Below are 17957 nucleotides of genomic sequence, written 5' to 3' on the forward strand. Positions count from 1 at the left end.
TACCAACAAAAAACCCCGGCGTTGGCCGGGGTTTCTCGTTGCGACAGGCCTGACCGGTTCGATCAGAAGTTCATGTCGAAGGCGACTTCGCCCTGCACGCCCACCTGGTAGGCCGAGGCGCGGCGTTCGAAGAAGTTGGTCAGTTCCTGCACGTCCTGCAGTTCCATGAAGCTCAGCGGGTTGCGCACGTTGTACTTGCGCTCCATGCCCAGGCGATGGAAATGGTTGTCGGCGCAGTGCTGCAGGTACTGGCGCATGTCACGGGTGGAGATGCCCGCCACGCCACCGGACAGCACGTCCTCGGCGAACTGCACTTCGCACTCGATCGCTTCGGCCAGCATGTCATAGACATCCTGCTTCATCTTGTCGTCGAACAGGTCCGGCTCTTCCTCGCGGATCACGTCCACGCACTCGAAGGCGAAGTCCATGTGCGCGCTTTCGTCGCGGAACACCCAGTTGGTGCCCGAAGCCAGGCCGTTGAGCAGGCCGCGCGAACGGAAGTAGTAGACGTAGGCGAACGCGGCGAAGAAGAACAGGCCTTCGATGCACGCAGCGAAGCAGATCTGGTTGAGCAGGAACTGGCGACGCTCTTCGCGGGTCTCGATGCGCTTCAGGTTCTGGATCGAGTCGATCCACTTGAAGCAGAAATCGGCCTTCTTCTTGATCGAGTCGATGTTCTCCACCGCGGCGAAGGCTTTGACGCGCTCGTCCGGATCCGGCAGGTAGTTGTCGAGCAGGGTCAGGTAGAACTGCACGTGCAGCGCTTCTTCGTACAGCTGGCGCGACAGGTACATGCGCGCTTCGGGTGCGTTCAAGTGCTGGTACAGGTTCAGCACCAGGTTGTTGGACACGATCGAATCGCCGGTGGCGAAGAACGCAACCAGGCGGTGGATCAAGTGACGCTCGCCCGGCGACATCTTGCTGTGCAGGTCGCTGATGTCGATCTGGAAGTTGATCTCTTCCACCGTCCAGGTGTTCTTGATCGCATTCCGGTACATGTCATAGAACTGCGGGTAGCGCATGGGGCGCAGGGTCAGTTCAAAACCGGGATCGAGCAGCATCTGCTTGGGCTTGTCGGCCATGGGTGTTTCCTTGTCTTCTCGGGTCAAAACGCCGGGCGTGGCCCGGCGCTACCTTGTCATTCCAGCAGCCGAGCATGGCTCGGCTCTATAAGTGCGAAGTGTTCGAGTGCCGACCAACGGTCGGCACCCACCATGCAATGTTATTGGCAGGCTTCGCAGGCTTCCGGGTTTTCCAGCGAGCAGGCGATGGCCTCTTCCGGGCTGAACACCTTCTCCGGGGCGGCGCCTGCGGCGTGGCTGACCGTGGTCTTGGCGATCTTGGTGGCCGGACGCGAACGCAGGTAGTAGGTGGTCTTGATGCCCTGCTTCCAGGCGTACATGTACATGGAGGACATCGCGCCGATGTTCGGGCTTTCCATGAACAGGTTGAGCGAGGCGGACTGGTCGATGAAGGCGCCACGGTCGGCGGCCATGTCGATCAGCGAACGCATCGGCAGTTCCCACGCGGTGCGGTAGACGTGGCGCAGCGTTTCCGGAATCTGCGTGATGCCCTGGATCGAGCCTTCGGCCAGCTTGATCGCGTCGCGCATTTCCGGGGTCCAGTGGCCCAGCTTCTTCAGCTCGTTCACCAGGTAGCGGTTGACCTGCAGGAAGTCACCGGACAGGGTTTCGCGCTTGAACAGGTTGGACACCTGCGGTTCAACGCACTCGTAGCAGCCGGCAATCGAGGCGATGGTCGCGGTCGGTGCGATGGCGATCATCAGCGAGTTGCGCAGGCCATGTTCCTTGATGCGCTCGCGCAGGCTGTCCCAACGCTCGGCGTCTTCAGGCACCACGTTCCATGCATCGAACTGCAGCTCGCCGCTGGCCGCACGGGTGTCGGCGAAGGACGGGTGCTTGCCGCGTTCCTGGGCCAGTTCGACCGAGGTTTCCAGCGCGTGGAAGTAAATGGTCTCGGCGATCTTCTTCGACAGCGCGCGGGCTTCGGCGCCGTCGAACGGCAGGCGCTTGCGGAAGAACACGTCCTGCAGGCCCATGCAGCCCAGGCCGACCGGGCGCCAGCGCAGATTGCCACGGCGCGCCGATTCGATCGGGTAGAAGTTCAGGTCGATCACGCGGTCGAGCTGGCGCACGGCCAGTCGCACGGTGTCTGCCAGCTTGTCAAAATCGAACTCGCCGTTGCCGTCGAAGTGGTTGCCCAGGTTGATCGAACCCAGGTTGCACACCGCGGTCTCTTCGGCCGAGGTGACTTCCAGGATTTCGGTGCACAGGTTGGACAGGTGGATCACGTTGCCGGCGCGCAGGGTCTGGTTGCTGGCGCGGTTGCACTTGTCCTTGAAGGTCATCCAGCCGTTGCCGGTCTCGGCCAGGGTGCGCATCATCCGCGAGTACAGCTTGCGCGCGGAGATGGTGCGGTTGGCCTTGCCCTGTGCCTCGGCCTGCAGGTAGGCGGCTTCGAAGGCTTCACCGAACAGGTCGGTGAACTCCGGCACCACGCGCGGATCGAACAGCGACCATTCCTGGTCGGCCTCGACGCGCTTCATGAACAGGTCCGGGATCCAGTTGGCCAGGTTCAGGTTGTGCGCACGGCGCGATTCGTCGCCGGTGTTGTCACGCAGTTCAAGGAAGTCCTCGACGTCGGCGTGCCAGGTTTCCAGGTAGACGCAGGCCGCGCCCTTGCGCTTGCCGCCCTGGTTCACCGCAGCCACCGACGAATCCATGGTCTTCAGCCACGGCACGATACCGTTGGAATGGCCGTTGGTGGACTTGATCAGCGAGCCGCGCGAACGCACGCGGGTGTAGCTGACGCCGATACCGCCGGAGAACTTGGACAGCTGGGCGATATCGCCGTACTTGGAGTAGATCGACTCCAGCGAATCCTGCGGCGAATCCAGCAGGAAGCACGAGGACAGCTGCTCGTGGGTGGTGCCGGAGTTGAACAGGGTCGGGCTGGACGGCAGGTAGTCCAGGTTGCCCATGCGCTTGTACAGCGCCAGGGCCTCCGGCACGTCCTCGCTGAGCGCGCTGGCGATACGCAGGAAGAACTGCTGCGGGGTCTCGATCACCTTGCGGGTATGCGGATGGCGCAGCAGGTAACGGTCGTACAGGGTACGCAGGCCGAAGTAATCGAAGTTCAGGTCCAGCGACATGTCGATCGCATCGTTGAGCTTGCGTGCGTTGGTCTGCACGAAGTTCAGCAGGCGGTCGTTGATCAGGCCCACTTCGTGGCCACGACCAACCGACTGCGAGAAGGCATAGATTTCCTGGCCCGAGACTTCCTTGGCGATGTAGTTGGCCAGCAGGCGCGCGGCCAGGCGGCCGTACTCGGGCTCTTCACCGATCAGCAGGGCGGCGGTGCGGATGGACAGCTCGTCCAGCTCGCGGGTGGTGGCGCCGTTGTACAGGCCGGAAATGGTGCGGGTTGCCACGCGCATCGGATCGACGGCGTGCAGGCCTTCGGAGGAACGCTGCACCGCGCGCACGATCTTGTTCAGATCCACCAGCTCGGTCGTGCCATTGCGCTTGGTCACACTCATCGCGTTGGCCGTCGGCGGCGACGTCAACAGGAATTCGCTTTCCTTCTCGATGGTGGCGCTGGATTCGGTGGTCACGGCGTGAGTCCTCTTGGCGTGATGGATGGTGGCTCGGTGCATCGGATGACGCGGCCCGGGACGTGACACCCCAGCATTGCAGACCGGCGTCGCAGGAATTGAGACCTGCGCCTGTGGCTGCTGCTGGTAGTGCTGACCGGTGCCGCTTCGGGCGTGGAGGGCGCATCACCGGAGGGTCCGGCGATCCATTCCATGGACCCGGCGGCTTGGGGTTCCCAACGCCGTCAGCCACAAGATAGTGGGGGTCAGGGGGTCCGTCAACGCCAAATGTAGTGAAATTCGGCAATCCCTTGCGCCGCAAGGATCGGGCCGTCGGCGCCCGCTTTGGACGCTTTGAACCTGCTGGAACGGGCTGCGCAGTCAAGCCCGAAAAACATCACGGCGGTAGCAATCAGCGCCCCACCAGCGGAACGATGACAGCTTCACATGACAGTGATGAAACTGGCTAGGGACAACCCTGTGGATAGGTGGTGGGCAGCCGGTGGGAATCCGGTGGACGGGTGACTTCCGGCCGGTGACGGCCTTGCCCAGGCAGCGGATGCTGGGGACCTTCGGTTCCGGAGAAGGATGTTCCGATGCGCCTGTCACTGCCCGCCCTGGCCCTGCTGCCCGCCCTGTTCATTGCCCCGGCACTGGCCGCCGAAGGACCGGACCTGCGTTCAGACCAGTGCGGCATCCATACCGACTACGACGTGCTGGTGGACAGCGGCGGCATCTGGCTGCGGCACGGCCCACAGGCACCGCATGAAGTGGTGTTCCACGACGGCGAGCTGAGCCTGGACGGCAGGATGGTGACGGTCAGCACCGCCGACGCCGCCCGCCTGCGGCAGATGGAGGCCGGTGCCCGCCAGCTGATGCCAGCGGCCACGGCGCTGGCCCACGAAGTCTCCGCAGTCACCTTCGATGCGTTGGACGCCGCCTTCGAAGCCATCACCGGCAAGTCCCGCAACCGCCAGATGCGTGCGATGCGCGGCGAGATGCAGGACTGGATCGACGCCAGCCTGGGCCGCGGCTACTGGGAACAGGAGGCCTTCGGCGACGGCTTCGATGCGCACATCGAGCAGATGGCCGAGACGATGGCCGGGTCGATGACCCGCAGCGTGTTGTGGCAGGTGTTCACCGGCCGCGCCGGCGCCATGGAGCGCCGCGCCGACCGCCTCGATGCGGAAGTGGACCGCCGCATGGAGGCACGCAGCCAGCAGCTGGAGGCCAAGGCCATGGCGCTATGCCCGCTGGTGCGGTCACTGGCAGAGGCCCACGATGCGCTGGAGGTGCGCTACCAGGGCCAGCCGCTACGGCTGCTGCAGCGCGACGCGAGCGTGCGGGTGGAGCACGGCACCGGCTCGGGGCTGCATGTCTCGGCCGGGCCGGATGAGCAGCCACGTGGGAATGCCGTGGCACCCTCCCGATAACTGCGCTGCGTATGCCGGCCAGCGGCCGGCACTACCGGAACCCTAGCGTGGTAGTGCCGGCCGCTGGCCGGCAACGCACTCCCGCAGAACCCCTCACGCCCGGTGCGGGGTACCCAGGTATTCGGCGCTCTGCATTTCAATCAGGCGCGAGGCGGTGCGCTCGAACGCGCCCTGCAGGCGGGTGCCGGAATACAGCTCGACCGGCGAAGTGCTGGCGGTACAGACCAGGTTGACATGGCGGTCGTACAGCTCGTCGATCAGATTGACGAAGCGGCGCGCGGCATCTTCGTTCAGGCGGTCGAACGCAGGGATGCCGCCCAGCAGCACGGTGTTGAACTCGTGCGCGATCTCGATGTAGTCCGACGGGCCGCGCGGGCCCTCGCACAGGGCGGCGAAATCGAACCAGGCAATGCTCTTGCCACGGCCACGAACCGGGATCTTGCGGCCCTCGATCTCGATGTTGCCGGTCTTGGCCGGCTGGCCGCCACTCAATTCGTTCCAGCGCGTGGCCAGCCAGTCGTCGCTGTCGGCGGCCAACGGTGCGCGGTACACCGGCGAGCGGGTCAGCGCGCGCATGCGGTAGTCCTCGGTGCCCTCGGCGTACAGCTCGACGCAGAAGCGCTGCAGCAGGCCGATGGCCGGCATGAAACTCTCACGCTGCAAGCCGTTGAGGTACAGGTTTTCCACCGCCGTATTGGAAGTAGTGACCAGGGTCACGCCCTCGGCGAACATCCGCTCCAGCAGCCGCGCCAGCAACATGGCGTCGCCGATGTCGGTGACGAAGAATTCGTCCAGCACCAGCACGCGCAGGTTGCTGCGCCACTCCTGGGCGATCTTCGCCAGAGGATCGCTCTGCCCCTGGTGCTCACGCAGGCGCTCGTGGACGCTGCGCATGAAACGGTGGAAATGGGTGCGGTACTTCTGCTTGATCGGCAGGCCGTCGTAGAACAGGTCGACCAGGAAGGTCTTGCCACGACCGACGCCGCCCCAGAAGTACAGGCCCTTGACCGGCTCGGGCTTCTTCCAGAACGAGGACAGGCGGTCCAGCCAGCCGTCCTCGGCACTGTCCAGCAGGCCCAGGTGGATGCGGTCCAGTTCGGCCAGCGCGGCGTGCTGGGCCGGGTCGTTCTGCCAGTCGCCACGGGCAACCCCTTCCGCGTACCGCTGCGACGGGGTCAACTCGGTTGCACTCATGCCGCCGCGCCCAGCCAGTGCTTGACGCCGTGGGTCAACGCGCCGCGCAGATCGATCAGCTTGCGGTGGAAGAAGTGGCTGGTCTCCGGCATGCGTACCAGCTCATGCGGGAACGCCAGCGTGTCCAGCCACTGGTAGACGGCCTGCGGATCGACGATCTCGTCCTGCTCGCCCTGTATCACCAGCCAGCGCGCCGGGGGCGCGATGCCATCGAAATCCCAGCGGCCGGCCGGCGGCGCGATCGAGATCAGCGCTTCCGGCTGCAGCTCGGCAGCAGCCTTCAACGAAACGAACGAGCCGAAGCTGAAACCGGCCAGCCACAGGCGGTCGTCGGGGCGCTGGCTCTGCACCCAGGCGGCAACCGCCTTCAGGTCGTCCTGCTCGCCCACGCCGTGATCGAACTCACCGGCCGAACCACCGACGCTGCGGAAGTTGAAGCGCACCGTGGCGATGCCCAGCTCGCGCAGGGTGGTGGCGGTCATGGTGACCACCTTGTTGTGCAGGGTGCCGCCTTCGGTGGACAGCGGATGGCAGATGATGGCCACGATCGGCTGCGCCGGCACATCGGCCTTGGGCAGGTCGACGACCACCTCCAGCGGACCAACCGGGCCATCCAGCACCAGGCATGCAGTTTCGCCAGCGGCGACAGGGAACGAGGGCTTGTGCATGGCACCATGATAGCGTCCCCCGCCCCTGCCCTGTGCCCGCCCCATGCTCTACCTGTCCTTGGCCGTGATCTGCAGTGTGCTGGTTTCGGTGTTGTTGAAGCTGGCCAGCCGCCGCCAGCTGGATGTTGCGCAGATGGTCACCTGGAACTATCTGGTGGCGGCAACGCTCACCGCCGTGGTGCTGCAGCCGCCGATGGATGCGCTGCGCGCACCACACGCGCCATGGCTGTCGCTGCTGGCGCTGGCGGTGGTGCTGCCGTCGATCTTCCTGGTGCTGGGCCGCGCGGTGGCGGTGGCCGGCATCGTCCGCAGCGACGTGGCGCAGCGGCTGTCGCTGCTGCTGTCATTGGCGGCGGCCTTCCTGTTCTTCGGCCAGACCGCCACGCCGTGGAAGCTGGCCGGTCTCGGCCTGGGTCTGCTGGCGATGGTGGCCATCAGCCTGCGCCCGCGCGGACCGGCGGTGGCGTCCTCACCCGGTGGCTGGGGCTGGCTGCTGGGCGTCTGGGCCGGGTTCGCGGTGGTGGACGTGCTGCTCAAGCAGGTGGCGCTGTCGGGCACGCCGTCGATGGCCGCGATGCTGGCCAGTTTCAGCGTGGCCTTCGTACTGATGCTGGCGCTGCAGTTGTGGCGGCATTTCAGTGGGCGCAGCCGCCTGGCCTGGCGCAACCTGGGTGCGGGTGCACTGCTGGGCCTGCTCAACGGCGGCAACATTCTTTTCTATGTGCATGCGCACCAGTCGATGCCGGACAGCCCGGCCACCGTGTTCGCCGGCATGAACATCGGCGTGGTGGTGCTGGGTGCGCTGGTTGGCGTATTCGCCTTCGGCGAGCCTATGAGCCGGTGGAACCGCCTCGGACTGGCGCTGGCGGTAGTCGCGATCACCCTGATCGCGCTGGGTTGATGGGCACAGTTCGCGCCGTTGCCGATAGCCGGTGCAGAAGATTCCGATCCTGCTGCGCATTTCGATTGATACGTTGACGCCGCTCACAGTGCAGTTCCGTCGTGATGGGCATCCCGCTGCCTAGACTCGACCGGACCTGCATCTGGAGAGAATGTGATGAAACACGTGTGCGCTCTCATGCTGCTGGCCGCAACCCTGACCGGTTGCAGCAGCATCGGAGGCTATCCCGATTTCAGCGGCGGGATCGGCTATCCATCACATGAACCGGCCTATCCGCGCTATCCCGCCTATCCGCCCCCCGTACAAACCCATCGCGGCGATTCAAGCTCGGAAGTGGTGAGCTGCAGCAGCCGCGACCAGCGTCGCGCGCATTGCCATGTACAGGTCTCACAGAAGGACAGCGTGCACCTGATCAACCGCGAGTCACATGCCTCCTGCCTGCAGGGACGCGACTGGGGCGTGGACCGCGGCACGATCTGGGTCGACAACGGCTGCCGTGCAACCTTCCGCATCGAGCGCTACTACTGGCGATGAGCAGCAGGCCGTCCGGCCGGTCCGCACAGGGCCGGCCGGGCACCCACTCAGCGATCGAAGCCCAGCAGCAGCGGGTCGTGGTCGGAGCTGCGCCACGGGCCCTGCACGTTGCGGCCCTGGTAGCCGCTGGCGTCCTGCTCGTCGGCATTGCTGTGCCACTCGGCGGCGCCGGCGAGGCGCTTGGCCATGGTCGGGCTGAGCAGCGCATGATCGAGGCGGCCGGTGTAGCCGTTGTAGACGTAGCTGTAGGGCTGTTCGACCTTGGCCACCTTGAAGGCATCCTGCCAGCCGAGGTCGTGCAGGGTGCGGATCGGATCTTCCATGGCGTAGGCGTTGAAATCGCCCATCAGCACCACGTCCTTCACCTTCAGGCGCGCGGCTTCGGCCTGCACCCAGGTGTTGAGCTGCCTGGCCGATTCCACGCGGGTGGCGTTCCAGCAGCCCTGCCCGTCATTGCGGTCGGCGTCGGCGCCGCTGGCATCGCGGCAGCCCTTGGACTTGAAGTGGTTGGCAACCACCATGAACGGCCCGCCCTTGCCCTGGAAGGCCTGTGCCAGCGGCGCACGGCTGTGTTCGACGAAGGGGCCGTCGAGCTTGGTCAGCGGCGTGCCGAGCGGCTTGAATTCGCTCTTGCGGTAGATGATGCCGACGCGGATCGGATTGCTGCCGGGGCCTTGGCCGGCATCGACGAACGCCCACTGTTTGTCTGCGGCGAGGCCGGCATTGAGCGCATCCACCAGTTCGGCGATGGCCGACTGCGGGCCGTAACCGTCGTTCTCCAGTTCCATCAGCGCGGCGATGTCGGCGCCCAGCGCGTTGACGGTGGCGACCAGCTTGCCGACCTGCGCCTTGTGCTCGTCCAGCGTGCGCGCGCCGCGCAGGGTCGGGAACCCACCGCCCTTGCCGTCACCATTGAAGAAATTCTCCAGGTTGAACGCAGCGATGTGCAGGCGGCCGGGTACGCTCGGCACGGCCGGGCGCTGCAGGTCCGGCAGCTTCAGTACACCGTCCACCTGCAGGCTGGGCCGGGCCTGCGCGTCCACGCGCACGGTGCCTTCCACGTTGCGCAGCTGCATGCCGGTACGCAGCACCGGGTTGCCCGGCAGGTAGGCGACGCTGGCCGGATCACGCATATCGCTGCCATCGTCCAGCAGCAGGCGGCGGCGCTGGTTGTCGGCCATCACCTGTTCGATCCCGGCACTGCCGGGCGCGGCCACTTCGGTCGGCTGCCACAGGCGGCCATCGAAGGCGACGGTGAGCTGGCCGAAGCGTTCCAGGCCATCGGTGCCGGCCAGGGTGAGCGGCGCGGCGATGCGCACGTGCTGCCCATCCAGTGCACGCCAGTCGGCCGGCGCGGCGGCCAGGGTGACAGTGGCTGGGCTGCGTGGCGCAGGCGCCGAGGTCGGCGCAACCTGTGGCTGGGCCTGGGCGAAAGCGGATGCCGGCATCAGCAGGGACAGGGCAAGGGCGAGGGAACGGCGACGCATCGACAGACGACTCCACGGAAGAGGCGCACAGACTAACCCTGAAATGCGAAACCCCGCCTGCGCAGCGGGGGCATAGGGGCGATCAGGCCTTGGTGGGCAAAGCCGGGTAGTGCCGGCCGCTGGCCGGCAACCTCATGACCTTCATGCGATGCGTGGCTGCCGGCCAGCGGCTGGCACTACCAGTGGACGCGGCGGCGTCCGCTATTTCAGATTGCCCAGCATCCAGTCCACGGTGGCGTGGATCTGCTCCTCGGTGAGCGCCGGGTTGCCGCCCTTGGGCGGCATGATGCCGCCGTCGGGGCCGGTGTAGCCCTCGATGGCGTGCTTGTAGAGGGTGTCCTTGCCCTGCGCCAGGCGCTTGTCCCAGTGCGAGTGGTCCAGCGTCGGCGCCATGCCCACGCCAGTGGTATGGCAGGCGGTGCACAGGTTGTCGAAGATCACCTTGCCATCCTTGGTACCGCCGTAGGCCACCTGCGAGGCGGCCTTGGCCAGCGCTGCGGCCTTGGCCGCGGCCTGCGCGGCGGCGCCGGTGCTGCCGGCGTATACCGCGCCAGTGGGCGAGATGCGCTGTTCAGTGCGTTTGGCGGCGGTGGGCGACACCTCGGGCGGAATCCGGGTGTGGATGAACGCGGCCAGCAGGATCAGACCGAGGGTGATGGCCATCAACAGCGCGATCACCATGGAGAAGCGTTTCAGGAACTCCAGATCGTAATTCCGCACTCTTCGTTACCCCTGGCTGATAGTCGTTGGACCACGGCTGAGCGACTGCGTGATGGGCCGAGTATAGAACGCACGCCGCGCACGACAACAGGCATCACAGCTGGTGCGGCGCAGCATGCGGCCGTGGCCGCGTGCGGGTGGCGCCGGACCGCGCCCGGCGAGCGCGAAGCGCGGTAGAAGCCGCCCGGCACCCGCAACGGCGGCATCACCCTGCGCCAACAGCCCGCAGGCAGAAACTGCAGATGGCCTCGACCAGAGCGTCCTCGTCGCGGTGCGCTTCGCGGCTGGGTGCGGTCGGGCCCACCATCGCTTCGGTGAAGGCACCCACCAGGCAGGCAGCGGCAGCGTGCGCGTCCTGTGCCGGCAGTTCACCGGCCGCCACGCCCTCTTCCACCAGGCGCAGGAACACGTCACCGAAGGCACGGCGGCCGCGCATGCGCTCGGCTTCCACGTCCGGGTCCACCGGTTCGACGATGAAGGCATGGGCCAGGCCCGGGCCGGCCAGGGCGCGGCGGACGAAGGCGGTGATGGCCTGGCGCAGGCGCACGCTGGCCGGCTGCGGCGCACTGGCGATGCGTTCCATGATCGCCACCTCATGGGCCACGGCAGCGTTGAGCACTTCCACGAACAGCTCGGCCTTGGACGGGAAGTGGCGGTAGATCAGGCCGGTGGAGACCCCGGCCTGGGTGGCCACGGCGGTTACCGGCGCGTTGCGCCAGCCGCCGGTGGCGACCAGTTCGCGGGTGGCCAGCAGGATCCGTTCACGGGCCCCGGCCAGGCGTTCTTCCATCAATGCTGAGCGTTTGTAGGCCATGTTCTGAGTCTGGTTTCAATTTTTGAATTTGTATTCACTTCTTACCCGAACCCCGCTACGCTGGGCTCCAATCGCCCGCGCGGGCCGCTGCTGTGAACGGCCGCCCGCTTCCCCTTCCGGGTGCGTCCATTCCCCACCTTCCCTCGTGGAGCCATCGCAATGCACGTGCCATCCCTGAACTTCGACCTCGGCGAAGATATCGACCTGCTGCGCCAGAGCGTGGCCCATTTTGCCGCTGCCGAGATCGCGCCGCTCGCGGCCGAGGCCGATGCAACCAACCAGTTCCCGTTGGCACTATGGCCCAAGTTGGGCGAACAGGGCCTGCTGGGCCTGACCGTGGAAGAAGAATACGGCGGCACCGGCATGGGCTACCTGGCCCACGTGGTGGCGATGGAAGAAATCTCCCGCGCCTCCGGCGGCATCGCCCTGTCCTACGGCGCGCACTCGAACCTGTGCGTGAACCAGCTGCGCAAGAACGGCACCGAAGCGCAGAAGCAGCGCTTCCTGCCAGACCTGTGCAGCGGCGCCAAGGTCGGCGCGCTGGCGATGAGCGAACCGGGTGCGGGTTCGGACGTGGTGTCGATGAAGCTGCGCGCGGACAAGCGCGGCGACCGCTACGTGCTCAACGGCAACAAGATGTGGATCACCAACGGCCCCGACGCCGACGTGCTGGTGGTGTACGCCAAGACCGATGTCGAAGCCGGCGCCAAGGGCATCACCGCGTTCCTGGTCGAGAAGGGCATGAAGGGTTTCTCCACCGCGCAGAAGCTGGACAAGCTGGGCATGCGCTCTTCGCCCACCTGCGAACTGGTGTTCCAGGACTGCGAGATTCCCGAAGAAAACGTGCTGGGCGCGGTCGGCGGCGGCGTGCGCGTGCTGATGTCCGGCCTGGACTACGAGCGCGTGGTGCTGTCCGGCGGCCCGCTGGGCCTGATGGCCGCTGCCATGGACGTGGTAATGCCGTACGTGCACGAACGCCACCAGTTCGGTGAGCCGATCGGCAGCTTCCAGCTGATCCAGGCCAAGATCGCCGACATGTACGTGGGCCTGGGTGCCTGCCGCGCCTATGTGTATGCCGTGGCGCGCGCCTGCGACCAGGGCCGCACCACCCGCCAGGATGCCGCCGGTGCCATTCTGTACGCCGCTGAAAAGGCCACCTGGCTGACCGGCCAGGCGATCCAGATCCTGGGCGGCAACGGCTACATCAACGAGTACCCGACCGGCCGTCTGTGGCGCGACGCCAAGCTGTATGAAATCGGCGCCGGCACCTCTGAGATCCGCCGCATGCTGATCGGCCGCGAACTGTTCCAGCGCACTCTGTAAGGCTATCGCGATGACCGTCCTGAACAGCCAGCTGCAACCGGGCAGCGAAACGTTTGAAAGCAACCGCGCCGCGATGCAGGCCGTGGTCGACGACCTGCATGCCACCCTCGCCCGCGCCGCGCTGGGTGGCAGCGAAGCAGCGCGTGCCAAGCACACCGCACGCGGCAAGCTGCTGGTGCGCGACCGCATCGACGCCCTGCTCGACCCTGGCAGCGCCTTCCTTGAGATCGCGCCGCTGGCCGCGCATGGCATGTACGACGATGCCGTGCCTGCTGCGGGCGTGGTCGCCGGCATCGGCCGCGTGAGCGGCGTGGAATGCGTGATCGTGGCCAACGACGCCACGGTCAAGGGCGGCACCTACTACCCGATGACGGTGAAGAAGCACCTGCGCGCGCAGGAGATTGCCGAGCAGAACCACCTGCCGTGCATCTACCTGGTCGATTCCGGTGGTGCCTTCCTGCCGCTGCAGGATGAGGTGTTCCCGGACCGCGATCATTTCGGCCGCATCTTCTACAACCAGGCCAACCTGTCCGCGCAGGGCATCCCGCAGATCGCCTGCGTGATGGGCAGCTGCACCGCCGGTGGTGCCTATGTGCCGGCGATGAGCGACGAGACGGTGATCGTGCGCGAACAGGGCACCATCTTCCTCGGCGGCCCGCCGCTGGTGAAGGCCGCCACCGGTGAAGTGGTGACGGCCGAGGAACTTGGCGGTGCGGACGTGCACACGCGCATTTCCGGCGTGGCCGACCACATGGCCGACAACGATCTGCAGGCGCTGGCACGAGTGCGCGCGATCATCGCCCAGCTCAACTGGCGCAAGCCGGAACCGGCGATGGCGGTGCAGGCAACGGAAGAGCCGCTGCTGCCGGCACACGAGCTGTACGGGGTGATTCCGGCCGACACGCGCAAGCCCTACGACGTGCGCGAAGTGATCGCACGGCTGGTCGATGGCTCGCGCTTCGATGAGTTCAAGCCACGCTACGGCGCCACGCTGGTCACCGGCTTTGCGCATCTGAACGGTTACCCGATCGGCATCATCGCCAACAACGGCATCCTGTTCTCCGAATCCGCACTGAAGGGCGCGCACTTCATCGAGCTGTGCACCCAGCGCAACATTCCGCTGGTGTTCCTGCAGAACATCACCGGCTTCATGGTTGGCCGCAAGTACGAACAGGGCGGCATCGCCAAGGACGGGGCCAAGCTGGTGATGGCGGTGGCCTGCGCCAAGGTGCCCAAGTTCACCGTGGTGATCGGTGGTTCGTTCGGCGCCGGCAACTACGGCATGTGCGGCCGCGCGTACTCGCCCAACTTCCTGTGGATGTGGCCGAACGCGCGTATCGGCGTGATGGGCGGCGAGCAGGCCGCCAGCGTGCTGGCCACGGTCAAGCGCGATGGCATCGAAGCCAAGGGCGGCCAGTGGCCGGCAGCGGAGGAAGACGCCTTCAAGGCACCGATCCGCGACCAGTTCGAGCAGCAGGGACACCCGTACTACGCCAGCGCGCGCCTGTGGGACGACGGTGTGATCGATCCGGTCGATACCCGCCGCGTGCTCGCCCTGGCGCTGTCGGCCAGCCTCAACGCCGCCCCGCAGCAGACGCGCTTCGGCGTGTTCCGCATGTAACCCGTGCCATGACCGAGCAAGCTCCTATGAAGCACGTTGCCATGTTCACCAAAGTCCTGATCGCCAATCGTGGCGAGATCGCCTGCCGCGTCATCGCGACCTGCCACCGCCTGGGCATCGCCACGGTGGCGGTGTATTCCGATGCCGACCGCAACGCGCGCCACGTGCGCCTGGCCGACGAGGCCATCCACATCGGCCCGGCCGCAGCGCGCGAAAGCTACCTGCGCGGCGACGTGTTGCTGGACGCCGCACGCCGCAGCGGTGCGCAGGCGATCCATCCCGGCTACGGCTTCCTGTCCGAGAACGCCGATTTCGCAGATGCCTGTGCCGCCGCCGGCATCACCTTCATCGGCCCGCCGGCCACCGCGATCCGCGCGATGGGCGACAAGAGCGCGGCCAAGGCGCTGATGGCCAAGGCCGGTGTACCGCTGACGCCGGGCTACCACGGCGACCAGCAGGAACCGGACTTCCTGCGCACGCAGGCCGACGGCATCGGCTACCCGGTGCTGATCAAGGCCAGCGCCGGTGGCGGTGGCAAGGGCATGCGCAAGGTTGATCGCAGCGAGGACTTCGTCGATGCACTGGCCAGCTGCCAGCGTGAGGCGGCATCGGCGTTCGGTAACGACCACGTACTGGTCGAGAAGTACGTCGAGCGTCCGCGCCATATCGAGATCCAGGTGTTCGGCGACAGCCACGGCGATGCGGTCTACCTGTTCGAGCGCGACTGCTCGGTGCAGCGCCGCCACCAGAAGGTGCTGGAAGAAGCGCCCGCACCGGGCATGAGCGCCGAACGCCGCGCCGCGATGGGCAAGGCCGCGGTCGATGCCGCGCGCGCGGTGGGATACGTGGGCGCGGGCACGGTGGAGTTCATTGCCGGCCCGGACGGCGATTTCTATTTCATGGAAATGAACACCCGCCTGCAGGTCGAGCACCCGGTAACCGAATACATCACTGGCACCGATCTGGTGGAGTGGCAGCTGCGCGTGGCCTCGGGCCAACCGCTCCCGCTGCGCCAGGAGCAGCTGGCCATCCATGGCCATGCGATCGAAGCGCGCCTGTACGCCGAGGACGCCGACCGTGGCTTCCTGCCCTCCACCGGCACCCTGCGCCGCCTGCGCCTGCCGATTGCGTCGGCCCATGTGCGCGTGGATACCGGCGTGGAGGAAGGCGACAGCATCACCCCGTACTACGATCCGATGATCGCCAAGCTGATCGTCTGGGACGTCGATCGCGAGGCGGCCCTGCGCCGCATGAGCCAGGCCCTGGCCGACTGCCAGGTGGTGGGCGTGACCACCAATGCCGGCTTCCTGCGTCGGCTGGTGAACACCGATTCGTTCGCGCACGCGAAGCTGGATACCGCGCTGATCGAACGCGAACAGGCGGCATTGAACGCGTTCGGCGACAGCGACGATGCGCTGTGGCAGCTGGCAGCGGTTGCCGCTGTGGCCACTACCGCGCGCGCCGGCAGCGATGCGCGCGACCCGCATTCGCCGTGGCAGGCGCAGGATGGCTGGCGTCTTGGTGCCGCCGCCCCGCGCGTGCTGCCGCTGCAGCAGGGCGAACGCACGCACACGCTGAAGGTATGGGCGCAGGCCGATGGCTGGCGTGTGCAGAGCGATGACGCAGCACCGGTGCAGGTGATCGGTGCGGCCGATGCACACGGCCTGACGGTACAGCTGGGCGAGCGTCGCTGGACGTTGCAGCTGCTGCGCGAGGGCGACCAGCTGTACCTGTTCGGCGCCGATGGCCAGCACCGCTTCACCCTGCATGATCCGGTGGGCGAATCGGACACTGCCGTGGCCGACGCCGGCAGCCTGCTGGCCCCGATGCCGGGCAAGATCGTGGCCACGCTGGTCGCGGCCGGTACCGAGGTCAAGCGCGGTACGCCGCTGGTGGTGCTGGAGGCGATGAAGATGGAGCACACCCTGCAGGCACCGGCCGATGGCACGGTGAAGGGCTACCGCGCCAAGGCCGGCGACCAGGTAGGTGATGGCGCGGTGCTGGTGGACTTCGAGGCGGCGTGAACGATGACGCGCCGGGCCCTAGGGCCCGGCTGCGTCGGCATCCCCCGCGCGTGGGTCCGAACGTGGCCACACGTGGCCATCCGGGTCCAGCTCCGCGGTGGTCTTTGTGCCACTGCGCCAGCCCAGCCCGCAGATCGCCAACGCACCTTCGGCCATCGGCTGCAGGCCAAATGCACGCCCGGCCTCGGCTTCGTTGATGGCCGCTGTAACAAAAGCGCCCAGGCCCAGTGCGGTGGCCGACGCATACAGTGCCTGTGAAACATGGCCGGCATCCAGCGTGACGGCACGGTAGGCCTTGGCATGGTTCCGATACTTCCAGAAGTTGCGCTCGAAGCGGCACACCAGCACCAGCAGCACGTGTGCATCGGCGAACCAATGCTGCCCGGCCAGCAAGCGCTGGCACAGCGACTCCATGTCCTGTGGCTGTGCCGACAGCCGGCCGAGCTCGTGCGCCACCGCATGGTAGTGATACAGCCCCGGGGCCATTCCCTCCACGTTGCGTACCAGTAAGTAGGCCTCCAGCGGATGCAGGCTGCCGGCTGAAGGCACGTTCTTCTTCAGGAACCGGACACCTGGATCGGTTTCCACCTCGGCCTGTGCCATCAGCACCTGTTGCAGCACGCGGGCCAGCAGTGGCAACGGCAGCGCACGCCCGGTATCGAAGTTGCGGCAGGTAGCCCGTGCCTGCAGCTGCGGCTGCATCGGATCATCCTCGTAGCAAGGCAGTGCCCGCGCGCCATGTATACGCGGAGGTGCCTCGGGCGGCGGACTGCCGTAGCTGCGCACCAGATCGCGTGCGGTCACCAGCTGGTGCTGCTCCATGTCCTGCACGCTGTCCACCTCGTCCCAGCACGACTGCTGGTAGTGCAGCGCCGACAATGGCCACCAGTGACTGTCGCGTACCTGCTGCTCGATTGCCAAGGCCTGCGCGTGGGCCGGATCATCGCTGACCAGCAACCCCAGTTCCAGCAGCGTCAGGACATCAGCGCGCGCCTGCGGATCCGAAGGAAGCGGCTGCCATTGCTCTGCACTGCACTGAAGCAGCCACATGCAGCTTGCTGCATCGATCACACGCGGTTCCCGCAGGTGCGCGGCACGGACCTGCAGCGAACGCTCGAAATCAACGCCGGTACCGCCACCCAGTACGCCAGCCAGGTCGAACCTGGGGCGCTCGATCGGCTCCACCATCATCATCAGGCAACGGCGGAAATTCATGTGGATCTGTCATCCCAGGGCCTGCATGGTCGACGATGATAGCGCGCAGCCCGCAGGCGGCCATCAACTCCCCTGTACGGCAGCCGATACTTGTACTTTCCACCTTCTGGTAGTGCCCCATGTCTGCATCCCCCCTCTCCGCCGACGTCGTCCAGCAGCTGCTGGAGCGCCTGTCCCACGACGATGACTTCCGCGTAGCCTTCAGTGCCGACCCAGGCAAGGCCCTGCTGGCGCTGGGTGCCGACGAAGCTACTGTGCATGCCTGCCGCGCGCCGCTGGCGACGCTGGGGGGCAAGCAGGAGTTCGCCGAGGCGGCCTCGCGCATGAGCAGCCTGCTGAGCGCACGCGCGGCCTTCAACGTGCCGTTCCTGTTCGAGGACGGCCTGCCCGGCCTGAAGCACGATTGATCG

At 66.5% G+C, this 17957-nt stretch carries 15 protein-coding genes; 7 read left to right on the plus strand and 8 right to left on the minus strand.

Features of this window, described 5'->3' with window-relative positions; genetic code table 11:
* Window positions 1-62: 62 nt before the first annotated feature.
* Together V9K93_RS17365 and V9K93_RS17370 are read right to left on the minus strand one after the other, a co-directional pair.
* Complete coding sequence (locus tag V9K93_RS17365; protein WP_012509755.1) at window positions 63-1082, minus strand: ribonucleotide-diphosphate reductase subunit beta; 1020 nt, start codon at window positions 1080-1082, stop codon at window positions 63-65.
* 140 nt (window positions 1083-1222) lie between these two features.
* On the minus strand, window positions 1223-3634 hold the full coding sequence (locus V9K93_RS17370) for a ribonucleoside-diphosphate reductase subunit alpha (RefSeq protein ID WP_004136104.1): 2412 nt from the start codon (window positions 3632-3634) through the stop codon (window positions 1223-1225).
* A 575-nt stretch (window positions 3635-4209) separates the two neighbouring features.
* Between V9K93_RS17370 and V9K93_RS17375 the strand changes: the two genes are divergently transcribed.
* Entirely contained in the window at window positions 4210-5046 is an 837-nt protein-coding gene (locus V9K93_RS17375) for a DUF2884 family protein (RefSeq protein WP_253079591.1), read from the plus strand.
* Between the two features lie 93 nt (window positions 5047-5139).
* On the opposite strand, the gene zapE is transcribed toward V9K93_RS17375, so the two are convergent.
* Window positions 5140-6240: a cell division protein ZapE gene (zapE, locus tag V9K93_RS17380; protein ID WP_136640094.1), complete on the minus strand. Its 1101-nt coding sequence runs from the start codon at window positions 6238-6240 to the stop codon at window positions 5140-5142.
* Window positions 6237-6908: an alpha/beta hydrolase gene (locus V9K93_RS17385; RefSeq protein WP_136640095.1), complete on the minus strand. Its 672-nt coding sequence runs from the start codon at window positions 6906-6908 to the stop codon at window positions 6237-6239. The genes zapE and V9K93_RS17385 overlap by 4 nt, the downstream gene beginning before the upstream one ends.
* A gap of 43 nt (window positions 6909-6951) precedes the next feature.
* On the opposite strand from V9K93_RS17385, the gene V9K93_RS17390 reads away from it, so the two are divergent.
* Complete coding sequence (locus V9K93_RS17390) at window positions 6952-7809, plus strand: EamA family transporter (protein WP_337302934.1); 858 nt, start codon at window positions 6952-6954, stop codon at window positions 7807-7809.
* Between the two features lie 156 nt (window positions 7810-7965).
* Window positions 7966-8343, plus strand: coding sequence for a DUF3011 domain-containing protein (locus V9K93_RS17395; RefSeq protein ID WP_080277675.1), 378 nt, complete (start codon window positions 7966-7968; stop codon window positions 8341-8343).
* A gap of 47 nt (window positions 8344-8390) precedes the next feature.
* Here the strand turns inward: V9K93_RS17395 and V9K93_RS17400 are convergent, their stop codons facing one another.
* The 3 genes from V9K93_RS17400 to V9K93_RS17410 form a co-directional block, all read right to left on the minus strand.
* Entirely contained in the window at window positions 8391-9830 is a 1440-nt protein-coding gene (locus V9K93_RS17400; protein ID WP_337302935.1) for an ExeM/NucH family extracellular endonuclease, read from the minus strand.
* Window positions 9831-10031: 201 nt separating this feature from the next.
* The gene (locus tag V9K93_RS17405) at window positions 10032-10550 is read right to left on the minus strand and encodes a c-type cytochrome (RefSeq protein ID WP_025875793.1); all 519 of its coding nucleotides are present in this window, start codon (window positions 10548-10550) and stop codon (window positions 10032-10034) included.
* Between the two features lie 205 nt (window positions 10551-10755).
* Window positions 10756-11364 carry a TetR/AcrR family transcriptional regulator gene (locus V9K93_RS17410; RefSeq protein ID WP_025875794.1) on the minus strand — a complete coding sequence of 203 codons (609 nt, stop codon included), beginning with the start codon at window positions 11362-11364 and terminating at the stop codon, window positions 10756-10758.
* Window positions 11365-11523: 159 nt separating this feature from the next.
* Here V9K93_RS17410 and V9K93_RS17415 point away from each other — a divergent pair, with 159 nt between their 5' ends.
* The 3 genes from V9K93_RS17415 to V9K93_RS17425 are packed head-to-tail and all read left to right on the plus strand — an operon-like array spanning window position 11524 to window position 16332.
* The gene (locus tag V9K93_RS17415) at window positions 11524-12687 is read left to right on the plus strand and encodes an isovaleryl-CoA dehydrogenase (protein WP_025875795.1); all 1164 of its coding nucleotides are present in this window, start codon (window positions 11524-11526) and stop codon (window positions 12685-12687) included.
* Between the two features lie 10 nt (window positions 12688-12697).
* Window positions 12698-14308, plus strand: a complete 1611-nt coding sequence (locus tag V9K93_RS17420; protein WP_337302936.1) for a carboxyl transferase domain-containing protein — start codon at window positions 12698-12700, stop codon at window positions 14306-14308.
* Window positions 14309-14316: 8 nt separating this feature from the next.
* Window positions 14317-16332 carry an acetyl/propionyl/methylcrotonyl-CoA carboxylase subunit alpha gene (locus V9K93_RS17425; RefSeq protein ID WP_489686273.1) on the plus strand — a complete coding sequence of 672 codons (2016 nt, stop codon included), beginning with the start codon at window positions 14317-14319 and terminating at the stop codon, window positions 16330-16332.
* An 18-nt stretch (window positions 16333-16350) separates the two neighbouring features.
* Here V9K93_RS17425 and V9K93_RS17430 read toward each other — a convergent pair whose 3' ends face one another.
* Complete coding sequence (locus V9K93_RS17430) at window positions 16351-17547, minus strand: putative peptide maturation dehydrogenase (protein ID WP_337302937.1); 1197 nt, start codon at window positions 17545-17547, stop codon at window positions 16351-16353.
* Between the two features lie 119 nt (window positions 17548-17666).
* Between V9K93_RS17430 and V9K93_RS17435 the strand changes: the two genes are divergently transcribed.
* A complete protein-coding gene (locus V9K93_RS17435) occupies window positions 17667-17954 on the plus strand; it encodes an NHLP-related RiPP peptide (protein WP_136639972.1) in 288 nt (95 codons plus the stop codon).
* The last annotated feature ends 3 nt before the right edge of the window (window positions 17955-17957 follow it).

It is taken from the genome of Stenotrophomonas sp. CCNWLW162, assembly GCF_037203745.1.
Classification (GTDB): Bacteria; Pseudomonadota; Gammaproteobacteria; order Xanthomonadales; family Xanthomonadaceae; genus Stenotrophomonas; species Stenotrophomonas maltophilia_AQ.